Source organism: Acidithiobacillus sp., from assembly GCF_023256195.1.
Taxonomy (GTDB): Bacteria; Pseudomonadota; Gammaproteobacteria; order Acidithiobacillales; family Acidithiobacillaceae; genus Acidithiobacillus_A.
The window spans coordinates 100,177-120,911 of the sequence record NZ_JAGDWX010000018.1 but is presented as its reverse complement, the minus strand read 5'-3'; the positions used below and the strand labels follow the sequence as shown (position 1 = coordinate 120,911).

Sequence of the window (20,735 nt, the reverse complement as noted above, 5' to 3'; positions counted from 1 at the left end):
GCCATGCGCATGACCACCCACCCGCTGGAATTCCAGATGTACTACAGCCTCTGATCTTCGTTTCCAGCACGGCTCACACGCCCCCGCCCTCCGGCGGGGGTTTTTTGTTAGCGACTTTCCGGCCCTGCCGCGCGCTCAACCGGTCGGCGTACCGACACGCTGGTAGAGCACTTCGGCGATCCGATCGATCCGATCTTCCGCCAAGGGAGCGCGTAGCCTTTCCTCATCTCGGTGAATCTTCCCGGCAAAAAGAGCCACCGTGGGTCAGATCATCCGGTTTTCCCCAGCCTTGGCGAAGCTCCACTCGGCGATGTTATGAAGTTCCGGCCAGTTGCCAGTCGCCGGCCTCGCCCTTGACAGGTCCGCCTGCACCCGGCTAATTAGCGATGAGGTTGTTGAATGGTGGCGAGAGTCGATGAAAGGAGTCCGTATGCACGTTTCACGGGTTTTGGAGTGCAGGGAGCGCCGGCTGCCGAGGTTTGCCCTCGGGCTTTGCCTGGCCCTGACTCCCTTCCTGTCGGCGCAGGCCGCCATATATCGCTGGGTGGGTCCCGATGGCGTCGTGAACTACGGCGGCAGCCCACCCGCTAATGCGCGTCACGTGGAGACCATATCCGGAGCGCCGGAGGCTTCCGTCAGCACGCCAGCGGAGCCTGCCACGGCCAGTGCGCCGCCCCCGGCGCGGCCTGCGTCCGTCGCCCCGGTGGAATCTGCCGCCCCTCCCGAGAATGCCGCGCACAAGCAGCTGGAAATGCAGCTGGCGGCGGCGCGTGTGGCGCTCATCAATGCCACCGAGGCCTACGAGAAGGGCAAGGCGGTGCGCACGGGCAATGAGCGCAACTATGCGCGCTATCTGGACAAGGTGGAGCATCTGAAAGAGAACATGGACGCCGCGCGACTACGGGTCCTGCTGCTGGAACACCAGCTGGAGACGCAAGGCAAGGGAGCAACCCCCGTACCTTGATCTGGACCCACGCGCGCCGCTGGACTACCATTGGCGCGGCGACGGCTTAGATTCCATGGAATCTTCTGCACGTCGTCTCGTGCCGCCATGCCCCCGGGGAGGACCAGATGCCGCGCATTCTGCTGAGTAACGATGATGGTTACCTGGCACCGGGTCTCGCGGCATTGGCGAAAGCTCTGGCACCTTTGGGTGAGGTGCAGGTCGTCGCACCAGAACAGGATCGCAGTGGCGCCAGCAATTCCCTGACTCTGGATCGCCCTCTGCGCGTGCGCACCGGGCTCAACGGTTTTCTCTATCTCGTCGGCGGTACCCCCACGGACTGTGTGCACCTGGCGGCCACGGGCATTCTGCCCGAGGTTCCGGACATGGTGGTGTCCGGCATCAACCGAGGCGCCAACATGGGCGACGACGTGCTTTACTCGGGAACGGTGGCGGCGGCCATGGAAGGACGTTTCCTGGGTCTGCCGGCCATCGCCGTGTCCCTGGTAGGGCGCGACCCCGAGCATTACGACTGTGCAGCCCGGGTTGCGGCCGACTTGGTCCGCGGCCTGCTCCAGCACCCCTTGCCAGCGGATACCATCCTCAATGTGAATGTTCCGGATCTACCCTATGAGCAGCTGCAGGGGCGGGAAGTGACTCGCCTTGGACGGCGACACAAGAGCGAGTGGGTGATCCCGGCAGCGGATCCCCGCGGCGAGCCGGTGTACTGGATCGGGCCCTCGGGACGCGAGGCCGACGCCGGCCCGGGTACGGATTTCGACGCGGTGCGCCGCGGTTACGTCTCCATTACACCGCTGGATCTCGATATGACCCGATATCGGTTCCTGGACAGTCTTGCGGAATGGTTGCAATGTTGCCCCATGTAAGCCCCGAGGTGGGCATGATCTCGCCGCGCACGCGGGCGCGGATGGTGGCGCGGCTGCGCAAAGACGGAATCGCCGACGAGCGAGTGCTTGCGGTCATGGCGGAGTTGCCGCGCCACCTCTTTGTGGCGGAGGCCCTCTCCAGCCGCGCCTATGAGCCCATATCCCTGCCCATCGGCTTTGGTCAGACCATCTCCCAGCCCTGGGTGGTGGCTCGGATGCTGGAGGTTCTCTTGCGGGAGGTCGCCCCGCAGCGGGTCCTCGAAATCGGAACGGGGTCGGGATACCACGCGGCACTCCTGGCCATGCTGGGGATGGAGGTGTTCAGTATCGAGCGCATCGAGGCTCTGCAACGGCGGGCCGCAGCGACCCTCGGCAAGCTCGGCCTGCGGCCGCATCTGCGCCACGGGGACGGGGCCTTGGGCTGGCCGGAACGTGCGCCTTTCGATGCCATCGTCTTCACGGCAGCGGTGCCCTGTGCGCTGCCGCCGCTGTTTGCCCAGCTGCGCCCTGGCGGCATCCTGCTGATGCCCATGGAGGAGGACGGCCAGCAGCGGCTGTGTCTGCGTCGCTGGGATGGTGCGCGGATACAGGAACAGGACCTCGGTCCCTGCCACTTCGTACCCTTGTTGGCAGGGACGGTATCGCTATCGCAGGAGGATACGACGTGGATCCGATAGGGGGTGTGCAGGACATCGACGACAGCACAGAAGCTGAGGCGGAGGTCGAGGAGCCTTGTGAGGATCCGGATGAGGTGGAATCCCTGAGCCCTGGCGAGGCAGATCTGGACTGGGATGCCACCCGCATGTACCTGCAGGAGATCGGTCACAATCCCCTGCTCACGGCCGAAGAGGAGATCCACTTCGGCCGTCTCGTGCAGCAGGGCGATGCCCGCGCCCGCACGCGCATGATCGAGTGCAACCTGCGTCTGGTGGTACGGGTGGCCCGGCGCTATCTGCACCGGGGCATGCCACTATTGGATCTCATCGAAGAGGGCAATCTCGGCTTGATCCGCGCCGTGGAAAAATTCGACCCCGAAAGGGGTTTTCGTTTTTCTACCTATGCCACTTGGTGGATTCGGCAGAATATCGAACGGGCGCTCATGAACCAGACCCGCACCATTCGCTTGCCGGTGCACGTCATGAAGGAGCTGGCGGTCGTGCTGCGCGCCGCGCGCTGCCTGGAGCAGGAACTACACCGCGAGCCTACCGTCGAGGAGGTGGCGGCAGCACTCGAGCGGCCGGTGGAGCAGGTGCGCGGCTGCCTGGAGATGGATGGTCGGGTAACCAGCCTCGACAGCTCTGGACAGCGTGATCAAGGGCGCGATCTCAACGAGGTGCTGAGCGATGCGGAGGCGGAGGGGCCCGAGGCGGCGGTAGCGGCGCAGAACCTTGCGGTGCGCTTGCAGAGCTGGCTGGCGGGTCTCAGCGAAAAGCACCGACTGGTGCTGTCCTGGCGCTTCGGTCTGGATGGCGGCGATGGCGCCACCCTGGAGGAAGTGGGAACGCGCCTGGGCATCACCCGCGAGCGGGTGCGCCAGATTCAGGTGGAGGCGCTGCTGATCCTGCGTCGGCGCATCGAGGGGGAGGGATTGGATACCCACAACCTCTTTGCCTGAGGCATGGGCAGCGGCTTCAGTGGGCGGCGGGGTGCAGGAGTGCCGCGACTACCCGCCGATCCTCGGCCAGCAGGACATTGTAGGTGCGGCAGGCGGCGCCGGTATCCATGATCTCCAGGGCAAGGCCAAGGCGACGCAGCTCGTGCAGGGCGGGCAGCAACAGATGCTGACTTCGTCCGGTGCCGACGACGATGACCTCGGGCTCCATGGCGGCGATGCCGTCAAAGTCCGCTGCCACCAGCTCGGCGGCCGTGGCCGGTCCCCAAGGGCTCTCCAGGGAATGGGCGGCCACCAGAACCCCGCCGCCGTGTCGCCGACCCTGGATCACGAACCCGGCGTCGTCGTAGAGCTGGATCAGGTTCTGGCCGGAATCTTCCTGGCGGTGGAGTTTCATCCTTGCCTCCTTGCATCGATTGACACCGCGAATGACCCTCTCTATTGTTCTTCGATTTGAGTTTCGCCCACAAGCCCAAGGTCCAGCTTTCATGAACAGCGATTTCGAGCGGATTCGCCGCCTCCCCCCCTATGTCTTCAACATCGTTACCGACCTGAAGCTGCAGGCCCGCAAGCGGGGCGAGGACATCATCGACTTCGGCATGGGCAATCCCGATCAGCCGACGCCGCAGTTCATCGTCGACAAGCTCTGTGAGACCGCCCAGCGCGGCGACACCCACCGCTATAGCGTCTCCCGCGGCATACCGCGGCTGCGGCGGGCCATCGCCACCTGGTATGGGCAGCGCTATGGGGTAGACATCGATCCCGAGTCCGAGGCCATCGTCACCATCGGTTCCAAGGAGGGTCTGGCGCACCTGGCTCTGGCCACCATGGGGCCTGGCGATACGGTGCTGGTGCCCAGCCCCACCTATCCCATTCACCCTTACGGTTTCGTCATCGCCGGGGCCGACGTCCGCCACGTGCCGATGCTGCCCGGTCTGGACTTCTTCGAGGAGTTGGAGAAGGCCATCAAGGCCGCCTGGCCCAAGCCGAAGATGCTGGTGATCAACTTTCCCCACAATCCCACCGCAGCGGTGGTGGAGTCGGATTTCTTTGCTCGCGTCGTCGAATTTGCCAAGGAGCATCGGATCTGGGTGGTACACGACCTGGCCTATGCCGATATCGTCTTCGATGGCTACCGGGCGCCGAGCTTTCTGCAGACCCCAGGTGCCAAGGATGTCGGTGTGGAGTTCTTCACCCTTTCCAAGAGCTACAACATGCCGGGCTGGCGGGTGGGTTTCGCGGCCGGCAACCCCAAGCTGATCGGCGCCCTGGCGCGCATCAAAAGCTACCTGGACTACGGCACCTTCACGCCCATCCAGGTGGCCTCCATTGCGGCTCTCGAGGGGCCGCAGGACTGTGTCGAGGATATCCGCAGGCTCTATGAGCAGCGGCGCGACGTGCTTTGCGACGGACTCAACAGCGCCGGCTGGACCGTGGATCGCCCCAAGGCGACCATGTTCGTCTGGGCGCCCATACCGGAGGCCTGGCGCGGCAAGGGCTCGCTGGAGTTTGCCAAGATGCTGCTGGAGCGGGCCAAGGTGGCGGTGAGCCCGGGCATCGGCTTCGGCGAGCTGGGCGATGGCTACGTGCGCTTTGGTCTGGTGGAAAACGAGCAGCGCACCCGGCAGGCCATTCGCGGCATCAAGCATCTGTTTCGGGAGGGCTGGTAAGTGGCGCTGGACATGACCCCAGTACGCGTCGGTATCCTCGGCATGGGGACCGTGGGCCAGGGCACGGTCCGGGTCCTGCAACGCAATGCCGATGAAATACGGCGGCGGGTAGGACGGGAGCTGCGGGTGTGTCATGCGGCGGTGCGTAGTCCCGAGCGTCTCCAGGGCCTGCAGCTGGACGCGCGCACCAGCGCCGATCCCTGGGCGGTGGTGCAGGATCCCGAGATCGAGGTGATCGTCGAGGTCATGGGTGGTATCGAGCCTGCCCGGTCACTGATCCTCGCCGCTCTGAAGCGTGGCAAGCACGTGGTGACGGCCAACAAGGCGCTGCTGGCAATGCACGGCAACGAGATCTTTGCGGCGGCCCAGGCCCGCGGACTGATGGTGGCCTTCGAGGCGGCGGTGGCCGGGGCCATCCCCATCATCAAAGCCATCCGCGAGGGGCTCGCCGGTAACCGTATCCAGGCCCTGGCTGGCATCATCAACGGTACCAGCAACTACATACTGACACAGATGTATCGGGAGTCCTGGGATTTTGAGCGGGCGCTGGCCGCGGCCCAGGAGCTCGGCTACGCCGAAGCCGACCCCAGCCTCGATGTGGATGGCGGTGACGCGGCCCACAAGATCACGCTCATGGCTTCGGTGGCCTTTGGCATCCCCGTGGATTTTGCCCACTGCCACGTGGAGGGTATCCGCCACCTGCAGCGGCAGGACGTGGCCTTTGCGGCGGAGCTGGGCTATCGCATCAAGCACCTCGGAATCACCCGGCGGCGCGCGGACGGCGTGGAGTTGCGGGTGCACCCCACCCTCATCCCCGCCAGCCACATCCTGGCCAGCGTCGAGGGGCCTTTCAACGCCATTCTGGTGAACAGCGATGCCGCCGGGCAGAGTATCTATTACGGCCGGGGTGCCGGCGGCGACCCTACGGCCAGCGCCGTGGTTGCCGATCTGGTGGATGTCGCCCGCACCATGACCGCGGACCCCAGCAATCGGGTGCCGCACCTCGCCTTTCAAGCCGATGCCCTCGCCACCTTGCCGCTTCTGCCCATGGCAGCCGTGGAGAGTGCCTATTATCTGCGCATCGAGGCGGAGAACCGTCCCGGAGTGTTGGCCCAGGTGGCGGCGGTGCTGGCGGAGCATGGGGTATCCATCGAGGCCCTCATCCAGCGCGAGCGCCTGGGTGCCGAGACCGTTCCCATCGTCCTGGTATTGCATCGCTGCCGCGAGGCGGACCTGGATGCGGCCCTCGCGCGCGTAGCGCAGCTGTCCGTGATCCGCGGACAGGTTCTACGCCTGCGCATCGAGAATCTCGACCAGGAAGGCTAGCCCCACCGGTTCTTTTCATTTTTTCCGTTTGCACGCTTTGGATTTCCTCTCATGACCCGATATACCGGCATCATCGATCGCTACCGACCCTATCTGCCCCTGGCCCCGGACACGGCGGCCGTGAGTCTCTGCGAGGGCAACACCCCGCTCATCGAATGCCAGCACCTGCCGCAGGCCCTCGGGCTTGAATTGCGCCTGTTCCTGAAGTTCGAGGGACTGAACCCCACGGGCTCCTTCAAGGACCGCGGGATGACCATGGCCGTGACCAAGGCCCGCGAGGAAGGCAGCGAAATGATCATCTGCGCTTCCACGGGTAATACCTCGGCCGCGGCGGCCGCCTATGCCGCGCGCGCCGGTATGCGGGCCTTCGTGGTCATCCCCGAGGGCAAGATCGCGCTGGGCAAGCTGTCGCAGGCGATGATGCACGGGGCGCTGGTGCTGCAGATCCGCGGCAATTTCGATGCCGGCATGCGTATCGTCCAGGAGGTGGCGCGGACCGAACCCATCACCCTGGTGAACTCCGTCAACCCCTACCGCTTGCAGGGGCAGAAGACCGCCGCCTACGAGATCCTCGAGGCTCTGGGCGAGGCACCGGATTACCACGCCCTGCCCGTTGGCAATGCCGGCAACATCACTGCCCATTGGATGGGCTACTGTGAGGCCAGCGATAGTCGCGCCGACCCGGCTCAGAGCCTCACCGAGGCCTGCAAGTTCTGCGCCGGGCAGTGTCCCTACGGCCGCGGCGGAGCCGGCAAGCGGCCGAAGATGCTGGGTTTCCAAGCTGCCGGCAGCGCTCCCTTCATGGCCGGAGAGTTTGTCCGCGACCCCGAAACCGTGGCCACAGCCATCCGCATCGGCCATCCCATGTCCTGGCATCAGGCGCACGCCGTGGTGCGCGAGAGTGGAGGTTGGTTTGCCGCCCACAGCGACGAGGAGATCCTCACGGCGCAGCGCTGGCTGGCTCAGTACGAAGGGGTATTCTGTGAGCCGGCCTCGGCCACTTCCGTCGCCGGGGTGGTGGCGGCTGCCCGCGCCGGCAGGATCGAAGCAGGGGCCACCGTGGTCTGCACCCTCACCGGCCACGGTCTGAAGGATCCCGATGTGGCCATTGCCCAGGGCGGCAAGGTACACACCGTGGACGCCGATCTGGATTCCGTGCAACGAGCCATCCTGCAGGATTGATGGCAGCCCGCTCCAACGTCGTCTGGCTCAGCGGCCTGCGCGGCCTGCCGGACGAGGTGGGCGGCGCGACTCTGCCGCGCCTCTGGGCTCAGGGCGAGCGCCGTCTGCTGCCGGCGCGGGATGAGTTGGAGATCATGGGACGTTTGCTGGGACTGGCCGAGCCTCTGCCTGCCGCGGCCCTGCTGGCGGCTGCCGAGGGCATTGCCTGTGACGAGGCCTGGGTCTTGGCCCTGGAACCGATGCGCATCGGCGGCGGTGCCGGACGGGCTCTCTTGCAGCCGGGCGAGATCCTCCCCAAGGACGAACAGGATGCCCTCTTTGCCGCCGCACAGGAGTTCGTGGAGGAGCTTCCCTGGCGTCTGGCGCAGGGTCGGGAACGTTGGTACATCCTGAGCTCGGAGCCTTTGCAACTGGGCGGTCCGCCTTTTTCCCAGATGTTGGAGCGGGAGTTGCGGCAGCAGGATCTTGGCGGACCGCATGGGGGTCGCTGGCGCCGGACCCTGGATGCCTTGCAGATGGTCCTGGCGGCCCACCCCGTCAACCGCCGGCGCGAGTTGCGCGGCTGTGAGCCCTGGACCTATTTTTGGCCCTGGGGCGAGGGACGCCTGCCGGTATCCTCGCGGGCGCCGGTATTGCGAGGGATTTTTTCCCCACGGCCGGAGCTGCAGGCTGCGGCCCGATACTTCGGTATAGAGCTTGCCAGCGAGCCCCAGCCGGGCTCGGCGGGACCCTGGCTTTGGGAGTATCCCCATCCTTGGCAGTATGGCGAGACGGCTGCGGACTTCGAGCAGCGTGTTGCCGAGCTTCTGCGGCGCCGCGATAGCTTGAGTCTGTACACCGGGCTCCTGCCCCGTGGCGGCGTGGAGCGCTGCCTGTGGCATCCGCGCCGGCGCTGGGCATTCTGGCGGCAACGGCGCTGGCCCGACGGCGCGGCGCGGCCGGGGGCCTGGACGTGAGCCGCTGGCAAGAGCGGGCACTGATCGCCCCGGAGATCGTGGAGCGGGCGCACAGCCTGGCACTGGATCCTATCCTTGCCCGTCTCTACGCGGCGCGGGCCGTGCGCGATGCACGGGAATTGCGCCTCGGTGTGGAGGAGCTCTCTCCCGGGGAGGGAGATCGCGGGCTCCTGGGCCTTGCTCCGGCCGCCGAGCTGCTGGCCGAAGCGGTGCGGCAGCAGCGCGTCGTCTGTATCGTCGGCGATTACGACTGCGACGGTGCGACGGCCACGGCGCTGCTGTACGAGGCTCTCAGCCTCTGCGGTGCCAGGGCGCTGCGCTACATCGTTCCCGATCGCTTTCGCTGGGGCTACGGCTTGACCCCGGCCTTGGTGGAGCACCTGCCCAGAGAGACTGAGGTCGTCGTGACCGTCGACAACGGCATCACCAGTGTCGAGGGAGTGGCGGCTGCCAAGGCCCGCGGTTTACAGGTCGTCATCACCGACCACCATCTGCCGGGCGCGGTCCTGCCCGCCGCCGACGCCATCGTCAACCCGCGCCAACCGGGCTGTCCCTTTCCCTGGAAAAGTAGCTCCGGAGTGGCGGTGGCCTTCTATCTGGCAGCCGCGGTGCGCCGGCGCCTGCAGGAAGCCGGTGATCTCGCCCCGGGCATGCCCCACTTTGGCCGACTTTGGGATCTGGTGGCTCTCGGTACGGTGGCGGACGTGGTGGCCCTGGAGCATAACAACCGCATTCTGGTGCAGCAGGGTCTCAAGCGCCTGCGCAGTGGCCGGGCGCGCCCTGGCATCGCGGCCCTGATGGCCTGTGCGGGGGTGGATCCCGCCGAGACGACGGCGGCCACCTTGGGCTTTACCCTGGCGCCCCGGATCAATGCCGCCGGTCGCCTAGAGGACATGGGACTGGGCATCCGGCTGCTGCTCAGCGAGGATCCCGGCGAGGCCGCCGAGCTTGCGCGCACCCTGGACGATCTCAACCGCCAGCGGCGCAGCATCGAGGCGCAGATGAGCGCCGAGGCGCTCCAGCTCGTGGACGACCTGCCGGACTGCGGGCATAATCTCGGCCTTTGCGTGTTCCAGCCGGAGTGGCACGCTGGGGTCGTCGGCATCGTCGCGGGTCGACTGCGGGAGAGGTACCATCGACCGACCTTTGCCTTTGCACCCGTGGGCGACGGCTTTCTGCAGGGCTCCGGTCGCTCCATCGCCGGTCTGCACCTGCGTGACAGTCTGGCCGACTGCGTGGCCCGGGCCCCACATATCTTGGAGCGTTTCGGTGGGCATGCCGCGGCCGCGGGACTGCGGCTGCGCGAGGAGCACCTGGACGATTTCCGGGCCGTGTGGAATGCCGTGCTGGCGGAGCGGCTGCGGGCCGAGGATCTGGAAGAATGCATTTTTCACGATGGGCCGCTGCCGAGCTCCCAGCTGGATCTCGATCTGGCCCGACGTCTGGAGGCGGCAGGACCCTGGGGCAACGGCTTCCCGGAGCCTCTTTTCTGGGGACGGTTCCGCATCTGCGAGCGGCGGACATTGGCCGGCGGGCATTGGCGCCTGCATCTGGACGATGGTGCCGGACGCCGTTTTGAGGCGATCCGCTTCCGCAGTCCGGAATTGCCGCCTGGACCCTGGATAGAGGCCCTGTTCGTCCCGGAAGTCAATCGCTATGGTGGTACGGAGCGTCTGCAGCTGCGTCTGCAGGCCCTGCGAAATGGAGAAGAAAATGGCAGAACTGAATGAGATAAAGGCCCTTCTGGAGGATCTTCAGACCCGCGTCCAGGGTCTTAGGGGGTATCTTTGACCTGCCGGGAAAAGCAGCCCGGCTGGAAGAAGTCCAACTGGAGAGTGAGGATCCCAGACTCTGGGAGGACCCGGAACGGGCTCAGGCCCTAGGGCGAGAACGAACCCAGCTGGAGGCCGTGGTCCGGCCGCTGCAGGAGCTGGAACAAAAGCTGCGGGACAGTGCCGAGATGTTGGAACTGGCCGTGGCGGAGCAGGATGCGGAGCTGCTGGAGGCCATCGAGGCGGACCTCGACGCCGCCCGCGTCACCGTGGAAAAGCTGGAATTTCAACGGATGTTTTCCGGTCCCCAGGACAGCGCCGATGCCTTTGTGGATATTCAGGCCGGTGCCGGCGGTACGGAGGCCCAGGACTGGGCCAACATGCTCTTGCGCATGTACCTGCACTGGTGCGAGGCGCGTGGTTTCAGTACGGAGCTCGTGGAGGTCTCGGAAGGCGAGGTGGCGGGCATCAAGTCTGCCAGTCTGCACGTGCGCGGTGACCACGCCTTCGGTTGGCTGCGCACCGAGACCGGCGTGCATCGTCTGGTGCGCAAATCCCCCTTCGATTCCGGCAATCGTCGTCATACGAGCTTCGCCAGCGTCTTTGTCTACCCCGAGATCGACGACAGTTTCGAGATCGAGGTAAACCCTGCCGATCTCAAGGTGGATACCTATCGGGCCAGTGGCGCCGGCGGCCAGCACGTGAACAAGACCGACTCGGCGGTGCGCCTGACCCACATCCCCACGGGCATCGTCGTTGCCTGCCAGACCGACCGCTCGCAGCACAAGAACCGGGCCGAGGCCATGCGCATGCTGCGTTCCAAACTCTATGAGCTGGAAATGCAAAAGCGCAATGCCGAAAAACAGGCCCTGGAAGATACCAAGAGCGATATCGGTTGGGGACACCAGATCCGTTCCTACGTCCTCGATCAGTCGCGCATCAAGGATCTGCGCACCGGTGTCGAGGTGGGGGACACGCAGCGGGTCCTGGACGGCGATCTCGATGGTTTCGTGGAGGCGGCCCTGAAGGCAGGTCTCTGAGGCTCTGGCGGCTGCTGAGCGCAGCCTGCGTCTATCGGCAGGCGCCCGGGCGTGCGACAATATCGCCTTTGTGGTTGGTACAAATCGAGGACGGGTGGTGGACCAGGAACTCAACGACCAGATGCAGGTGCGGCGCGACAAGCTGAAGCGCTGGCGGGAACGGGGTGTCGCCTATCCCAACGATTTCCGGCGCGATATCGAAGCAGCGGAACTGCACCGGCGCTACGACCAGTGCGAGGCGGCGGAGCTCGATGACCAAGCCCCGCGGGTACGACTGGGGGGGCGGCTCATGAGCCGACGCATCATGGGCAAGGCGAGCTTCGCCGACCTGCAGGATGGCAGTGGTCGGCTGCAGCTGTTCTTCAGTCGCGACGATCTGGGTGAGGAGGCCTACGCCGGGTTCAAGGAGCTGGATCTGGGCGATGTCATCGGTGTGGCCGGGCAGCTCTTTCGCACCAAGACGGGAGAGCTCTCCCTGCGGGTGGCGCAGTTCGAGCTGCTGGCCAAGGCTCTGCGTCCTTTGCCGGAGAAGTGGCACGGCCTGAGCGACCCGGAGACCCGCTTTCGCCAACGCTATGTGGACCTCATCGTCACGGAGGCGGCGCGGCGGACCTTCCGCATCCGCAGCGAGACCGTGGCGGCCCTGCGCAGCGCCCTCACGGCCGATGGTTTCATCGAGGTGGAAACGCCCATGATGCAGCCCATTCCTGGGGGTGCCACGGCCCGTCCCTTCATCACCCATCACCACGCCCTGGACATGACCCTCTATCTACGTATCGCTCCGGAGCTCTATCTGAAGCGCTTGATCGTGGGTGGGTTGGAGCGAGTCTTCGAGATCAACCGCAACTTCCGCAACGAGGGAGTGTCTACCCGACACAATCCCGAGTTCACCATGCTCGAGTGGTACGAAGCCTACGCCGACTATGCCATGGCCATGGACCGCTGTGAGGCCCTCATCCGCGCCGCCGCCCTGGCAGCCCTGGGCAGCACCGAGATCCAGTATCAGGGTTTGACCATCGATCTCGGCCAGCCCTTTCTGCGTCTGAGCGTGACGGAGGCGGTGCGGCAGCACCATCCCGACCTCGCCCAAGCCGATCTGCGCGATCCGCAGATCCTCGGCGACAAACTGCACCAGCTGGGAGCGCACTGCCCAGCGGACTGGGGCTGGGGCAAACGTCTACTGGAACTCTTTGAAAAAACGGTGGAAGCGCGCCTGATGCAGCCTACTTTCATCACCGATTATCCCCTGGAAGTCAGCCCCTTGGCGCGGCGCTCCAGTGAGGATCCGGAACTGACGGACCGTTTCGAGCTTTTCATCGCCGGACGGGAGCTGGCCAATGGCTTCTCGGAGCTGAACGATCCGGAGGATCAGGCAGCCCGTTTCCGCGCTCAGGTGGCGGCCAAGGATGCCGGCGACGAAGAGGCCATGTTCTTCGATGCCGATTACATCCGCGCCTTGGAATATGGGATGCCGCCTACGGCGGGCGTGGGTCTGGGTGTGGATCGTTTGGTGATGCTTCTGGCGGATCAGGCCAGCATTCGTGAGGTCATCCTCTTCCCCCACCTACGCCCGGAGCAGACGTGACTCCCTACGAACTCTGGATCGGTCTGCGCTATACCCGGGCCAAGCGGCGCAACCACTTCATCTCCTTCATCACCGGCACCGCCATTCTGGGCATGGTCGTGGGAGTAGCGGCCCTCATCGCCGTCATGGCGGTCATGAACGGTTTCGACCACACCCTGCGTTCGCGCATCCTCGCTGTGACCTCCGACATCATCGTCCAGGGCAATGGCGTGCCGGTCCTGGACTGGCCGGTGGCGGTACGGCGTCTGGAGCGCCTGCCGGGGGTGACCGGGGTGGCTCCCTACGTCCAGGCCCAGGCCATGCTCTCCCACGACGGTCTCGTCAGCGGCGCCGTAGTGGAGGGCATCGATCCGCGTCTCGAAGGTCGGGTGAATCGTCTGGGCGCCGACATGAAAGCAGGGAATCTCGATGCCCTGCAGACGCAGGACTGGGGTATCGTGCTTGGGCGGGCCTTGGCGCGACAGCTGGGCGTCGGCGTCGGTGGCAAGGTGACCCTGATCTCGCCCCAAGGCGGCGTGACGCCCCTCGGGGTAACGCCGCGACTGCGGCAATTCACGGTGGTGGGACTTTTCTCCGTGGGCATCTATGCCTACGACAGCGGCATGGCCTATATTTCCTTGAAGGACGCGCAGCGGCTCTATGGCCTCGACCAAGGGGTGACAGGGCTGCGCATGCAGATCCGCGATCCCTTTGCCGCGCCAGCCTTTGCCAAGGATCTCCAGACCCGTCTGGGGCCGGCCTTCTACGTGCAGGACTGGACACAGACCCACGAGAATTTCTTCAAGGCTCTGGGTATGGAGAAGATCGTCATGTTCGTGATCCTCTCTTTGATCATCGCCGTGGCCGCCTTCAACATCGTCGCCACCCTGGTCATGGTGGTGACGGACAAAGAAGCGGATATTGCCATCCTGCGCACCCTGGGGGTGCGGCCGCGCAGCATCCAGCTCATCTTCATGATCCAGGGAGCCGTCATCGGCCTCTTCGGGACCGCCCTGGGCGTCGCTGGTGGTGTCCTCCTGGCGCTGAACATACCCACCTTGGTGCCGGCCATCGAGCATTTCTTCCACGTCCAGTTTCTCTCGCCGGAGGTCTATTCCATCAGCCAGCTGCCCTCCCGTCTGGAACTGCGCGATGTCATCCACGTCGCCTTGGCGGCCCTGCTCATGAGCTGGCTGGCGACTCTGTATCCGTCCTGGCGGGCAGCGCGGGTGGATCCGGCGGAGGCGCTGCGCTATGAGTGAGGCGCCGGTACTGGCGGTGGAGCACCTGCGGCACGGCTATACCCTGGGGCGGACGCGCCTCGAGGTGCTGCGCGATATCGAGTTGCGTGTCCGGGCGGGGGAGCGCCTGGCCATCGTCGGTGCCTCGGGTCAGGGCAAGAGCACGCTCATGCACGTCATGGGCAGTCTCGAACGGCCCACGGCGGGGCAGGTGCGGATCCTCGACCAGGACGTCTACGCACTCTCCGAGGCCAAACGCTCGGCCCTGCGCAATCGTCACATCGGTTTTGTCTACCAGTTGCACCGCCTGTTACCGGAATTCACGGCCCTGGAAAACGTCTTGATGCCGCTGCTGGTGCGGCGCGAGCGGCGACGGCGAGTAGAGCCCTGGGCGCGAGAGCTGCTGGAACGCGTGGGACTGGGCGAACGGCTGCAGCACAAGCCTGGCATGCTGTCGGGCGGTGAGCGTCAGCGGGTAGCCTTGGCACGGGCGCTGGTCAATCGTCCGGCTTTGCTGCTGGCCGATGAACCCACGGGCAATCTCGACAGCGCCTCGGCAGAGCGCGTGCATCGCCTGATGCTCGAGCTCAACGCCGAGCTGGGTACCGCCCTGGTGGTGGTTACCCATGAGCCAGCCTTGGCGGCGCGCATGGAAAGGGTGCTGCACCTACGCGACGGTCGCCTCCAGGACACGGCCGGCGATACCCATTCGGCGCAGGCGCCCCTGGCAGACACCCGCAGCGTTGGGAACTAGGACGTGGCCTGACGCCGACGACGTCGACGCCAGACCCGTACCATCACCCAGAAGCGCCAGCCGATCCGTACTCCCCAATAGACCGTGAGGGACAGCAAGGTCCCCAGGATCACGCTGCCGACCCAGGTGATGAGGTAGGCGTGCCACAGACGGTTGCCCATGGTCGCCAGGTGCACGTGGCCATGGACGAGACGCTGGATGTCGGCATAATGGATGGTCAGAGCGGGGGCCATGTGGAGCCGCCGCAGCAGGGCGTATCCCACCTGATAGGCGGCATAGAAAAAGGGCACGAGGGTGAAGGGGCCGGTCACGACGAAGGGCATGAGCACGGCGATGGGGATGTAGGCGCGTCGCCAGAGACAAAGGATCAGGATGGTAGCGACGTGGCCGAAGTAGGGTAAAGCGCCGATGAATGTGCCGATGGCAGCACCCCGGGCGACATTACGGCGATGGAGCTGCCAGTAGGCACTGCGCGCCAGATAGTGGGTGAAGCGCCCGAGAGGGCGCCGTCGCAAGATTTCCTCACGGCGAGGCAGGCGAAGAAATGCAGGCAGGCGCAAGTGTGATCCAGTCGTCCCAGAGAGCGCCTAGTGTACGCGCTGGACCGCTCTGGGCCAAAACTTGGCCGGGTATGCTGGCGGTCAGTCTTGCCATCCTGGCGGGTGTGGCGACTTTTCAGTTCTGGCGCAACCTGCCACCCATGGCCCCAGCCGTCGTGCTTTTTGGCCTCGGCCTCCTGCTCGCTTGGCGCTGGCGTCCGGCGCTCCTCCTCAGTATCGCGGCGGCGGCCTTTCTGTGGAGCAACCTCCAGGCCCTGCAGCGCCTGGAGCAGGTTCTGCCTGCAGGCCGGGATCTGGAGGTGGTCGGTCGGATCGACGGTTTTCCCCAATTGCAGCAGCGTGAGTACCGCTTCCGGCTGGCTCCCTCCGAGTTGCGCGTGGACGGGCGTCTGGTGGCGCATCCTCCGGCGCTTCTGGAACTGCACGGCGCCCTGCCGGAGCCCCCCGTCCCGGCCCAGGCCTGGCGCCTGCGGGTACGCACGGAATCGTTGGCCAGTCTGCGGCAAAGCCCCTACATGGATCTCGCCCGACAGCGTTTCTGGGACGGTGTGCAGGGTACGGGCAAGATCCTGCACGCCGAGCTGCGGCCGCCATCCACCGGATCCCCCCTGGACTTCCTCGCCCGGATGCGTCAGACCATCCTGGAGCGCAGCAATGCGGCCCTCAGCCGCAGTCGCGCCGGCTATATCCAGGCCCTCAGCATCGGCCTTGGCAACCAGATTCCCGCGGAGGTCTGGCAATGGTACCGCGACACCGGGACCGCCCACCTCCTGGTCATCTCCGGATCCCACGTTGCCGTGGTGACCGGCATGTGGGTACTGTTCTGGCGCTTTCTCTGGCGCCGCACCCCTTGGAGCGCCCGCTGGCCGGCCCAGCAGGTAGCCATCCTTGCGGGTATTCCCATGGCCTGGATCTACGCCTTCATTGCCGGTATGCAGACCCCTGGAGAGCGAGCGGCCTGGATGATCACGGTGGCGGCCTTGGCCGCCTTGCTGGGAAGGCGGCACAGCGCCTGGGCCGGTCTCGCCGCTGCCATCGCGGCCATGGTGCTGGCCAATCCCGGCAACGTCGTGGATCTGGGTTTCTGGCTATCCATCCTGGCGGTGAGTGTTCTTCTACTCATAGGCTTCGAGGAGGGCAACTGGAGGCGGCAGCTGGAGAGCCAGTGGACGATTTCCGTTGCCCTGCTGCCGCTCATCGCCGCCCTCTTCGGTATGGTGTCGCTCATCTCACCCCTGGCCAATATCCTGGTGATTCCGCTCGTGGAGCTCCTGGCCGTACCCTTGACCCTGCTTGGGGCACTCTTCGCCCTGTTCGATTTTGAATGGCTCTATCGTCTGATCTTCCGCTTGGTAGCCCTGGAGATGGAAGGGGTATCGGCGCTGCTGCACGCCCTGCTGCAGATTCCCTGGGCGCGGGTCAGCACCGGGCAGGGTCGGTATTGGGCCATTGCCGCTGCCACCCTCGCCTTTGCCACCTTTCTGCTGCCGGTGCGCTGGCCGCAGCGCTGGATCGGGGTTCTGGGTTTCGTTCCCCTGCTGGTCCCGAGCCCGGCTGCAGAGGGGCTGCGACTGGAGGAAATACCGGCGGGAAGTGGCATGGCTGTTTTCTGGCAACAGGGTCGTCAAAGCGGACTGTATACGGCCAATCTCTGGGACAAGGAGAGCCAGCGGACGGCCGCCGCCGGTATCGACGCCCGACTTCAGCAGGCCGGGGTCGCGCGCCTGAGTCTCTGGGTGCGCGGCGATTTGTCCAGTCCCAGCAAGACACCGCCTGCGGCGCGGGTCTTTCTGCCGCCGGGGACTCGGGACCCTGCCACGCCCGCCGCCGCGGCCGACCAGTGCCGTCCCGATCGCGCACCAGCGCAGCTGAGCTTCTGGCAGGTGGCAGCCGTTCAGCCTTGTATCCTGGCCCTGCCGCGACCGGCGGAGCTGCTCATCCTCGGCGACCTCGATGACGTCGGCACCGAGCGTCTCCTGCATCGCCAAAACCTCCGTGGTCTGCGGGTGATACTCGCGCCGGCCACCTTGAGCGCCTGGCAACGTCAGCGTCTGGAGGGTGCTGCACCCCGCAGCAGCATACACTACCTCGGCGAAGGGGGCGGTAAGGTCTGGAGCTATGGCGCTGGGCGGCTTGAACTGAGCGGCGGCCGGGGGCGCGCCTATTGGCAGATTCGCTGAGCCGAAGCCACTCTCGCCCTGCCTCGCAGGCCTCTGGGAATGTTGCTATATTCCTCGCTGTCTGAGAATTTGCCCGGGGGCCTTGCGTGCAAGATTTGTGGGAACTGTTTCGTCTGGGGGGATTCGTCCTGCCCATCCTCCTGCTGGCTGCGGTCATCGCCCTGGCCATAGCCGGCAACCGTCTCTGGGTACTGCGCCGGGCCCGCATCGCGCCGCGGGGCCTGGTGGAGCGAACCGGCGAACTGGTGGAGGCAGGCAAGGTGCAGCAGGCGGTGAAGATCCTGTACGAGAACGATACGCCCCTGGCTCGAATCCTTCTGACTGCCCTGCAACAGGCGGGACAGCCGCGGGAAGTCATCAAGGAGATGGTGGAGGAGGCAGGACGGCAGGAGATGGCGCACCTGGATCGCTACCTGAATTTTCTCGGCAGCATCGCTGGCGTGGCGCCGCTGCTGGGACTCCTGGGTACGGTGATCGGCATCATGCACGCCTTTGCGGCCATCGGCATGGTCGGTATGGGTGACCCCAAGGCCCTGGCCGGTGGGATCGCCGAAGCCCTCATCACCACCGCCGGTGGCCTGAGTGTGGCCATTCCCAGCCTGCTCTTCTATCGCTACTTCCGCGGGCGGGTGGAAACCCTGGTGCTGGCAACGGAGAAGGAAGCACTGAAACTCGTCAACCTGTTGGGTGGAGGCAAGGCGTGAACTTTCGACGACCGACTCTGGAAGAGCCGGAGATCAATGTCATCTCCATGGTGGACATCGTCCTCGTGCTGCTCCTCTTTTTCATGGTGACCACGAGTTTCGTGCATCAGTCGCACTTGTCCATGCAATTGCCCAAGGCACAGCAGGCCGCAGCCGGTGAGCCCAAGACTCCCATCGTCATCGATCTGGCGGCTAGTGGTGCGGTGAGCATCGACCACCGGCAACTGTCCATGGCGGAATTGGCAACCCGCCTCAAGGCCCTGGCGGCCAAGGATCCGGAGCGGGTGATCGTACTGCGCGCCGACCGCAACGCGACGCAACAGTATGTCGTGGACGTGCTGGATGCAGCCCAGGAAGCGGGACTGACGCGCATCAGTTTCGCCACCTTGAGCAGCAGCCACTGATGCCAGCGGCGTTAGGGATCGGCGCCCCACTCCGCTCCGTTCCCGCCGCGCTTGTCTGATGCGTCTGTCTGGTCGGTCCCTGGGGCTCGCCGCGTGGCTGGCGGCCCTGCTGCTCGGTATCATCGGCCGCAGTCTGCGCTGGTGTGAACTGGGCGATGCCGGTGTACGAGCGCTGATTGCCCGAGGTCAACCCTTCATTCTGGTGTTCTGGCACGGACGTTTGGCCATGTTGCCGCGTCTGTATCGCAGGGTCGGCGGTCGTCGGGTGAAGATTCTCATCAGCGATCATCGGGATGGTGAACTGATCGCCCGGGCCATGGCGCACTGGGGCTTTGCTGCGGTGCGCGGGTCTTCGCGCCAGGGCGCTGTGCGGGGCGCCAAGGGTATGTTGCGGGCGGCGCGGGAGGGCTTTGATCTGGCCATTACCCCCGATGGTCCCCGTGGGCCGCGGGAGGTGCTTCAGGAGGGGGTGGTGGAGTTGGCGCGTCTGTCGGGCCTGCCACTGGTGCCCGTAACCTTCTCGGCTCGCTGGGCCTGGGAGTTTGGCAGCTGGGATCGTTTCCTCCTGCCGCGTCCCGGCAGTCGCGCCGTAGCCCTCTGGGGAGAGCCCCTGTGGGTGGCCAGAGATCAGTCTCCCGAGACCCTCAGCCAAATGGCCAGGCAATTGGAGGACACCATGCGCAGCATGCGGCAACGCGCCGATGGCTTGGTTGGGCGGCATCCCGACACCGATATCGGCTCGATCCAAGTCCAGGCCGAGCCACGGGAGTGAGCATGAGTTATTACGGAGGCAATTTCTGGCGCGCACGTTGGAGCACCTGGCGGGATGCGCGCGCCGGCCGCACGGCGCAGGCCAACGGTCGCTGGGGTTTCCTGCGCCCGCCGGGGGAGCGCGGACCCGTGCTTTGGCTGCAGACCTATGCCGATGCCGAAGAGTTGCAGCTTGCCCTGGAACTGGTACGGGCCATCACCGACAAACGCCGCGATCTGCGGGTGGCCTTGACCTTTGAGAAGGAGCCAGAAAATCTCGCGCAGATGGCCGCCGGTATCCCCCGCCTTGGCCTTGGCTTCGGTCCCTGTGATCATCCCGCAGCGCTGCGTCGCAGTATAGAGCGTCTGCGTCCTTTGCGGGCCATGACCGTTGGTGGCAGGGTCCGCCCTGGCTGGCGGCGGCAACTGAGTCGATCCGGGGTATCGGCCCTGGCGGTGGCCAGCGAGCCGGAAGCAGCCCACCCCGCATCGGCCGGTGCAGCTCCCTGGGAAGCCGTCTATCCGCGCAGTCGCGGTCAGTGGCAGCGCTGGCAGGCGCAGGGTCTGGATGGAGCCAGGCTGCAGGAACCGGTGGATTTCGCAAGCCTCATCACCATCGCCCAGGTGGAACCCAATTTTCGCAGCCTCGCGCTGGGTTCCCGCAGCGAGGCGCTGTTCTGGGTGACGGGTGTCGAGGCGCGGGATCTGCCTGCCTGGATGGAGGCTTGGCAGTCCTGGCCGCAGCACCGCGAGGCCCTGCTTTTTCTCGAGAGTCGCGCGAGCCTCGGGTCTCTGCCGACCCTGTCGGACTGGGATCGTAGCCCTCTCGCGCCTGGCAGCATTTTGTGGGTGGATTCTCCACGTTGGCGCCCGGCGCTGGCGGCGGCGGCCACCGCCATTCACGCCGAGGAGCTCAGCCCGGCTCTGACCTGGCAGCTCTTCGCCGGTGGCCGCCCCTGCTCTGTGGCGCCGACCCTGGAACTCGAACTGCCGACAACGACGGACCTCACCTCGGTGCTGGCGCGCCCGGCAGATCGCGCCGGCGTGCTCGCCCACTGGATGGCCATGTGGCAAGACGCCCACCAGGCGCGTGAGCGCGGCGACGCCCTGCGGCGACTTTTCTGGCAGGTCCGGCGGGATGCCGGGGAGCGCCTGCCGGAACTGCTGCAACGGGTCTTCGACTGGTAAGC

General features: G+C 65.7%; 20 protein-coding genes. 18 read left to right on the top strand and 2 right to left on the bottom strand.

All coding sequences use genetic code 11. The features are described from left to right. Positions 1 to 430 precede the first annotated feature (430 nt). The 4 genes from Q0C23_RS04160 to rpoS all read left to right on the top strand — a co-directional run bounded on the left by Q0C23_RS04160 (position 431) and on the right by rpoS (position 3,445). A complete protein-coding gene (locus Q0C23_RS04160) occupies positions 431 to 964 on the top strand; it encodes a DUF4124 domain-containing protein (RefSeq protein WP_291511121.1) in 534 nt (177 codons plus the stop codon). 107 nt (positions 965 to 1,071) lie between these two features. Continuing rightward, positions 1,072 to 1,830, top strand: a complete 759-nt coding sequence (gene surE / locus Q0C23_RS04155) for a 5'/3'-nucleotidase SurE (RefSeq protein WP_291511120.1) — start codon at positions 1,072 to 1,074, stop codon at positions 1,828 to 1,830. Then, positions 1,815 to 2,507 carry a protein-L-isoaspartate(D-aspartate) O-methyltransferase gene (locus tag Q0C23_RS04150; RefSeq protein ID WP_291511119.1) on the top strand — a complete coding sequence of 231 codons (693 nt, stop codon included), beginning with the start codon at positions 1,815 to 1,817 and terminating at the stop codon, positions 2,505 to 2,507. Before surE ends, Q0C23_RS04150 begins: the two co-directional genes overlap by 16 nt. Beyond that, positions 2,495 to 3,445 (top strand): RNA polymerase sigma factor RpoS, encoded by a 951-nt coding sequence (gene rpoS, locus Q0C23_RS04145; RefSeq protein ID WP_291511118.1) that lies wholly within the window; start codon positions 2,495 to 2,497, stop codon positions 3,443 to 3,445. Before Q0C23_RS04150 ends, rpoS begins: the two co-directional genes overlap by 13 nt. Positions 3,446 to 3,461: 16 nt before the next feature. On the opposite strand, the gene Q0C23_RS04140 is transcribed toward rpoS, so the two are convergent. Further along, a complete protein-coding gene (locus tag Q0C23_RS04140; protein WP_291511117.1) occupies positions 3,462 to 3,839 on the bottom strand; it encodes an Mth938-like domain-containing protein in 378 nt (125 codons plus the stop codon). A 91-nt stretch (positions 3,840 to 3,930) separates the two neighbouring features. Here Q0C23_RS04140 and alaC point away from each other — a divergent pair, with 91 nt between their 5' ends. The 9 genes from alaC to Q0C23_RS04095 all read left to right on the top strand — a co-directional run bounded on the left by alaC (position 3,931) and on the right by Q0C23_RS04095 (position 14,947). Then, positions 3,931 to 5,112, top strand: coding sequence for an alanine transaminase (gene alaC / locus Q0C23_RS04135; RefSeq protein ID WP_291511116.1), 1,182 nt, complete (start codon positions 3,931 to 3,933; stop codon positions 5,110 to 5,112). Then, on the top strand, positions 5,113 to 6,438 hold the full coding sequence (locus tag Q0C23_RS04130; RefSeq protein WP_367273177.1) for a homoserine dehydrogenase: 1,326 nt from the start codon (positions 5,113 to 5,115) through the stop codon (positions 6,436 to 6,438). A 51-nt stretch (positions 6,439 to 6,489) separates the two neighbouring features. Continuing rightward, on the top strand, positions 6,490 to 7,620 hold the full coding sequence (gene thrC, locus Q0C23_RS04125) for a threonine synthase (RefSeq protein WP_291511114.1): 1,131 nt from the start codon (positions 6,490 to 6,492) through the stop codon (positions 7,618 to 7,620). Beyond that, the gene (locus Q0C23_RS04120) at positions 7,620 to 8,576 is read left to right on the top strand and encodes a hypothetical protein (RefSeq protein WP_291511113.1); all 957 of its coding nucleotides are present in this window, start codon (positions 7,620 to 7,622) and stop codon (positions 8,574 to 8,576) included. The genes thrC and Q0C23_RS04120 overlap by 1 nt, the downstream gene beginning before the upstream one ends. Then, entirely contained in the window at positions 8,495 to 10,306 is a 1,812-nt protein-coding gene (gene recJ, locus Q0C23_RS04115; protein ID WP_291511112.1) for a single-stranded-DNA-specific exonuclease RecJ, read from the top strand. Before Q0C23_RS04120 ends, recJ begins: the two co-directional genes overlap by 82 nt. Beyond that, positions 10,290 to 11,388 (top strand): peptide chain release factor 2 gene (gene prfB, locus Q0C23_RS04110; RefSeq protein ID WP_291511111.1). Its coding sequence is split into 2 segments (ribosomal slippage): positions 10,290 to 10,364 and positions 10,366 to 11,388, totalling 1,098 coding nucleotides; the frame shifts between segments, so codons are not numbered across the junction. The genes recJ and prfB overlap by 17 nt, the downstream gene beginning before the upstream one ends. Positions 11,389 to 11,458: 70 nt before the next feature. Further along, on the top strand, positions 11,459 to 12,973 hold the full coding sequence (lysS, locus tag Q0C23_RS04105) for a lysine--tRNA ligase (protein WP_367273176.1): 1,515 nt from the start codon (positions 11,459 to 11,461) through the stop codon (positions 12,971 to 12,973). Further along, entirely contained in the window at positions 12,970 to 14,214 is a 1,245-nt protein-coding gene (locus Q0C23_RS04100; RefSeq protein WP_291511110.1) for a lipoprotein-releasing ABC transporter permease subunit, read from the top strand. The genes lysS and Q0C23_RS04100 overlap by 4 nt, the downstream gene beginning before the upstream one ends. Beyond that, positions 14,207 to 14,947 carry an ABC transporter ATP-binding protein gene (locus tag Q0C23_RS04095; protein WP_291511109.1) on the top strand — a complete coding sequence of 247 codons (741 nt, stop codon included), beginning with the start codon at positions 14,207 to 14,209 and terminating at the stop codon, positions 14,945 to 14,947. Before Q0C23_RS04100 ends, Q0C23_RS04095 begins: the two co-directional genes overlap by 8 nt. Here Q0C23_RS04095 and Q0C23_RS04090 read toward each other — a convergent pair. Continuing rightward, positions 14,944 to 15,462 (bottom strand): DUF2062 domain-containing protein, encoded by a 519-nt coding sequence (locus Q0C23_RS04090; protein ID WP_291511108.1) that lies wholly within the window; start codon positions 15,460 to 15,462, stop codon positions 14,944 to 14,946. The two genes, Q0C23_RS04095 and Q0C23_RS04090, sit on opposite strands and share 4 nt — an antisense overlap. Positions 15,463 to 15,509: 47 nt before the next feature. Here Q0C23_RS04090 and Q0C23_RS04085 point away from each other — a divergent pair, with 47 nt between their 5' ends. The 5 genes from Q0C23_RS04085 to Q0C23_RS04065 all read left to right on the top strand — a co-directional run bounded on the left by Q0C23_RS04085 (position 15,510) and on the right by Q0C23_RS04065 (position 20,733). Next, positions 15,510 to 17,687, top strand: a complete 2,178-nt coding sequence (locus Q0C23_RS04085) for a ComEC/Rec2 family competence protein (RefSeq protein ID WP_291511107.1) — start codon at positions 15,510 to 15,512, stop codon at positions 17,685 to 17,687. Between the two features lie 86 nt (positions 17,688 to 17,773). Next, positions 17,774 to 18,391, top strand: a complete 618-nt coding sequence (locus tag Q0C23_RS04080) for a MotA/TolQ/ExbB proton channel family protein (RefSeq protein ID WP_291511106.1) — start codon at positions 17,774 to 17,776, stop codon at positions 18,389 to 18,391. Then, positions 18,388 to 18,795, top strand: a complete 408-nt coding sequence (locus Q0C23_RS04075; protein ID WP_291511105.1) for a biopolymer transporter ExbD — start codon at positions 18,388 to 18,390, stop codon at positions 18,793 to 18,795. The genes Q0C23_RS04080 and Q0C23_RS04075 overlap by 4 nt, the downstream gene beginning before the upstream one ends. 58 nt (positions 18,796 to 18,853) lie before the next feature. Continuing rightward, positions 18,854 to 19,567 carry a lysophospholipid acyltransferase family protein gene (locus Q0C23_RS04070; RefSeq protein WP_291511104.1) on the top strand — a complete coding sequence of 238 codons (714 nt, stop codon included), beginning with the start codon at positions 18,854 to 18,856 and terminating at the stop codon, positions 19,565 to 19,567. A 2-nt stretch (positions 19,568 to 19,569) separates the two neighbouring features. Next, positions 19,570 to 20,733, top strand: coding sequence for a hypothetical protein (locus tag Q0C23_RS04065; protein ID WP_291511103.1), 1,164 nt, complete (start codon positions 19,570 to 19,572; stop codon positions 20,731 to 20,733). Positions 20,734 to 20,735: the final 2 nt, after the last annotated feature.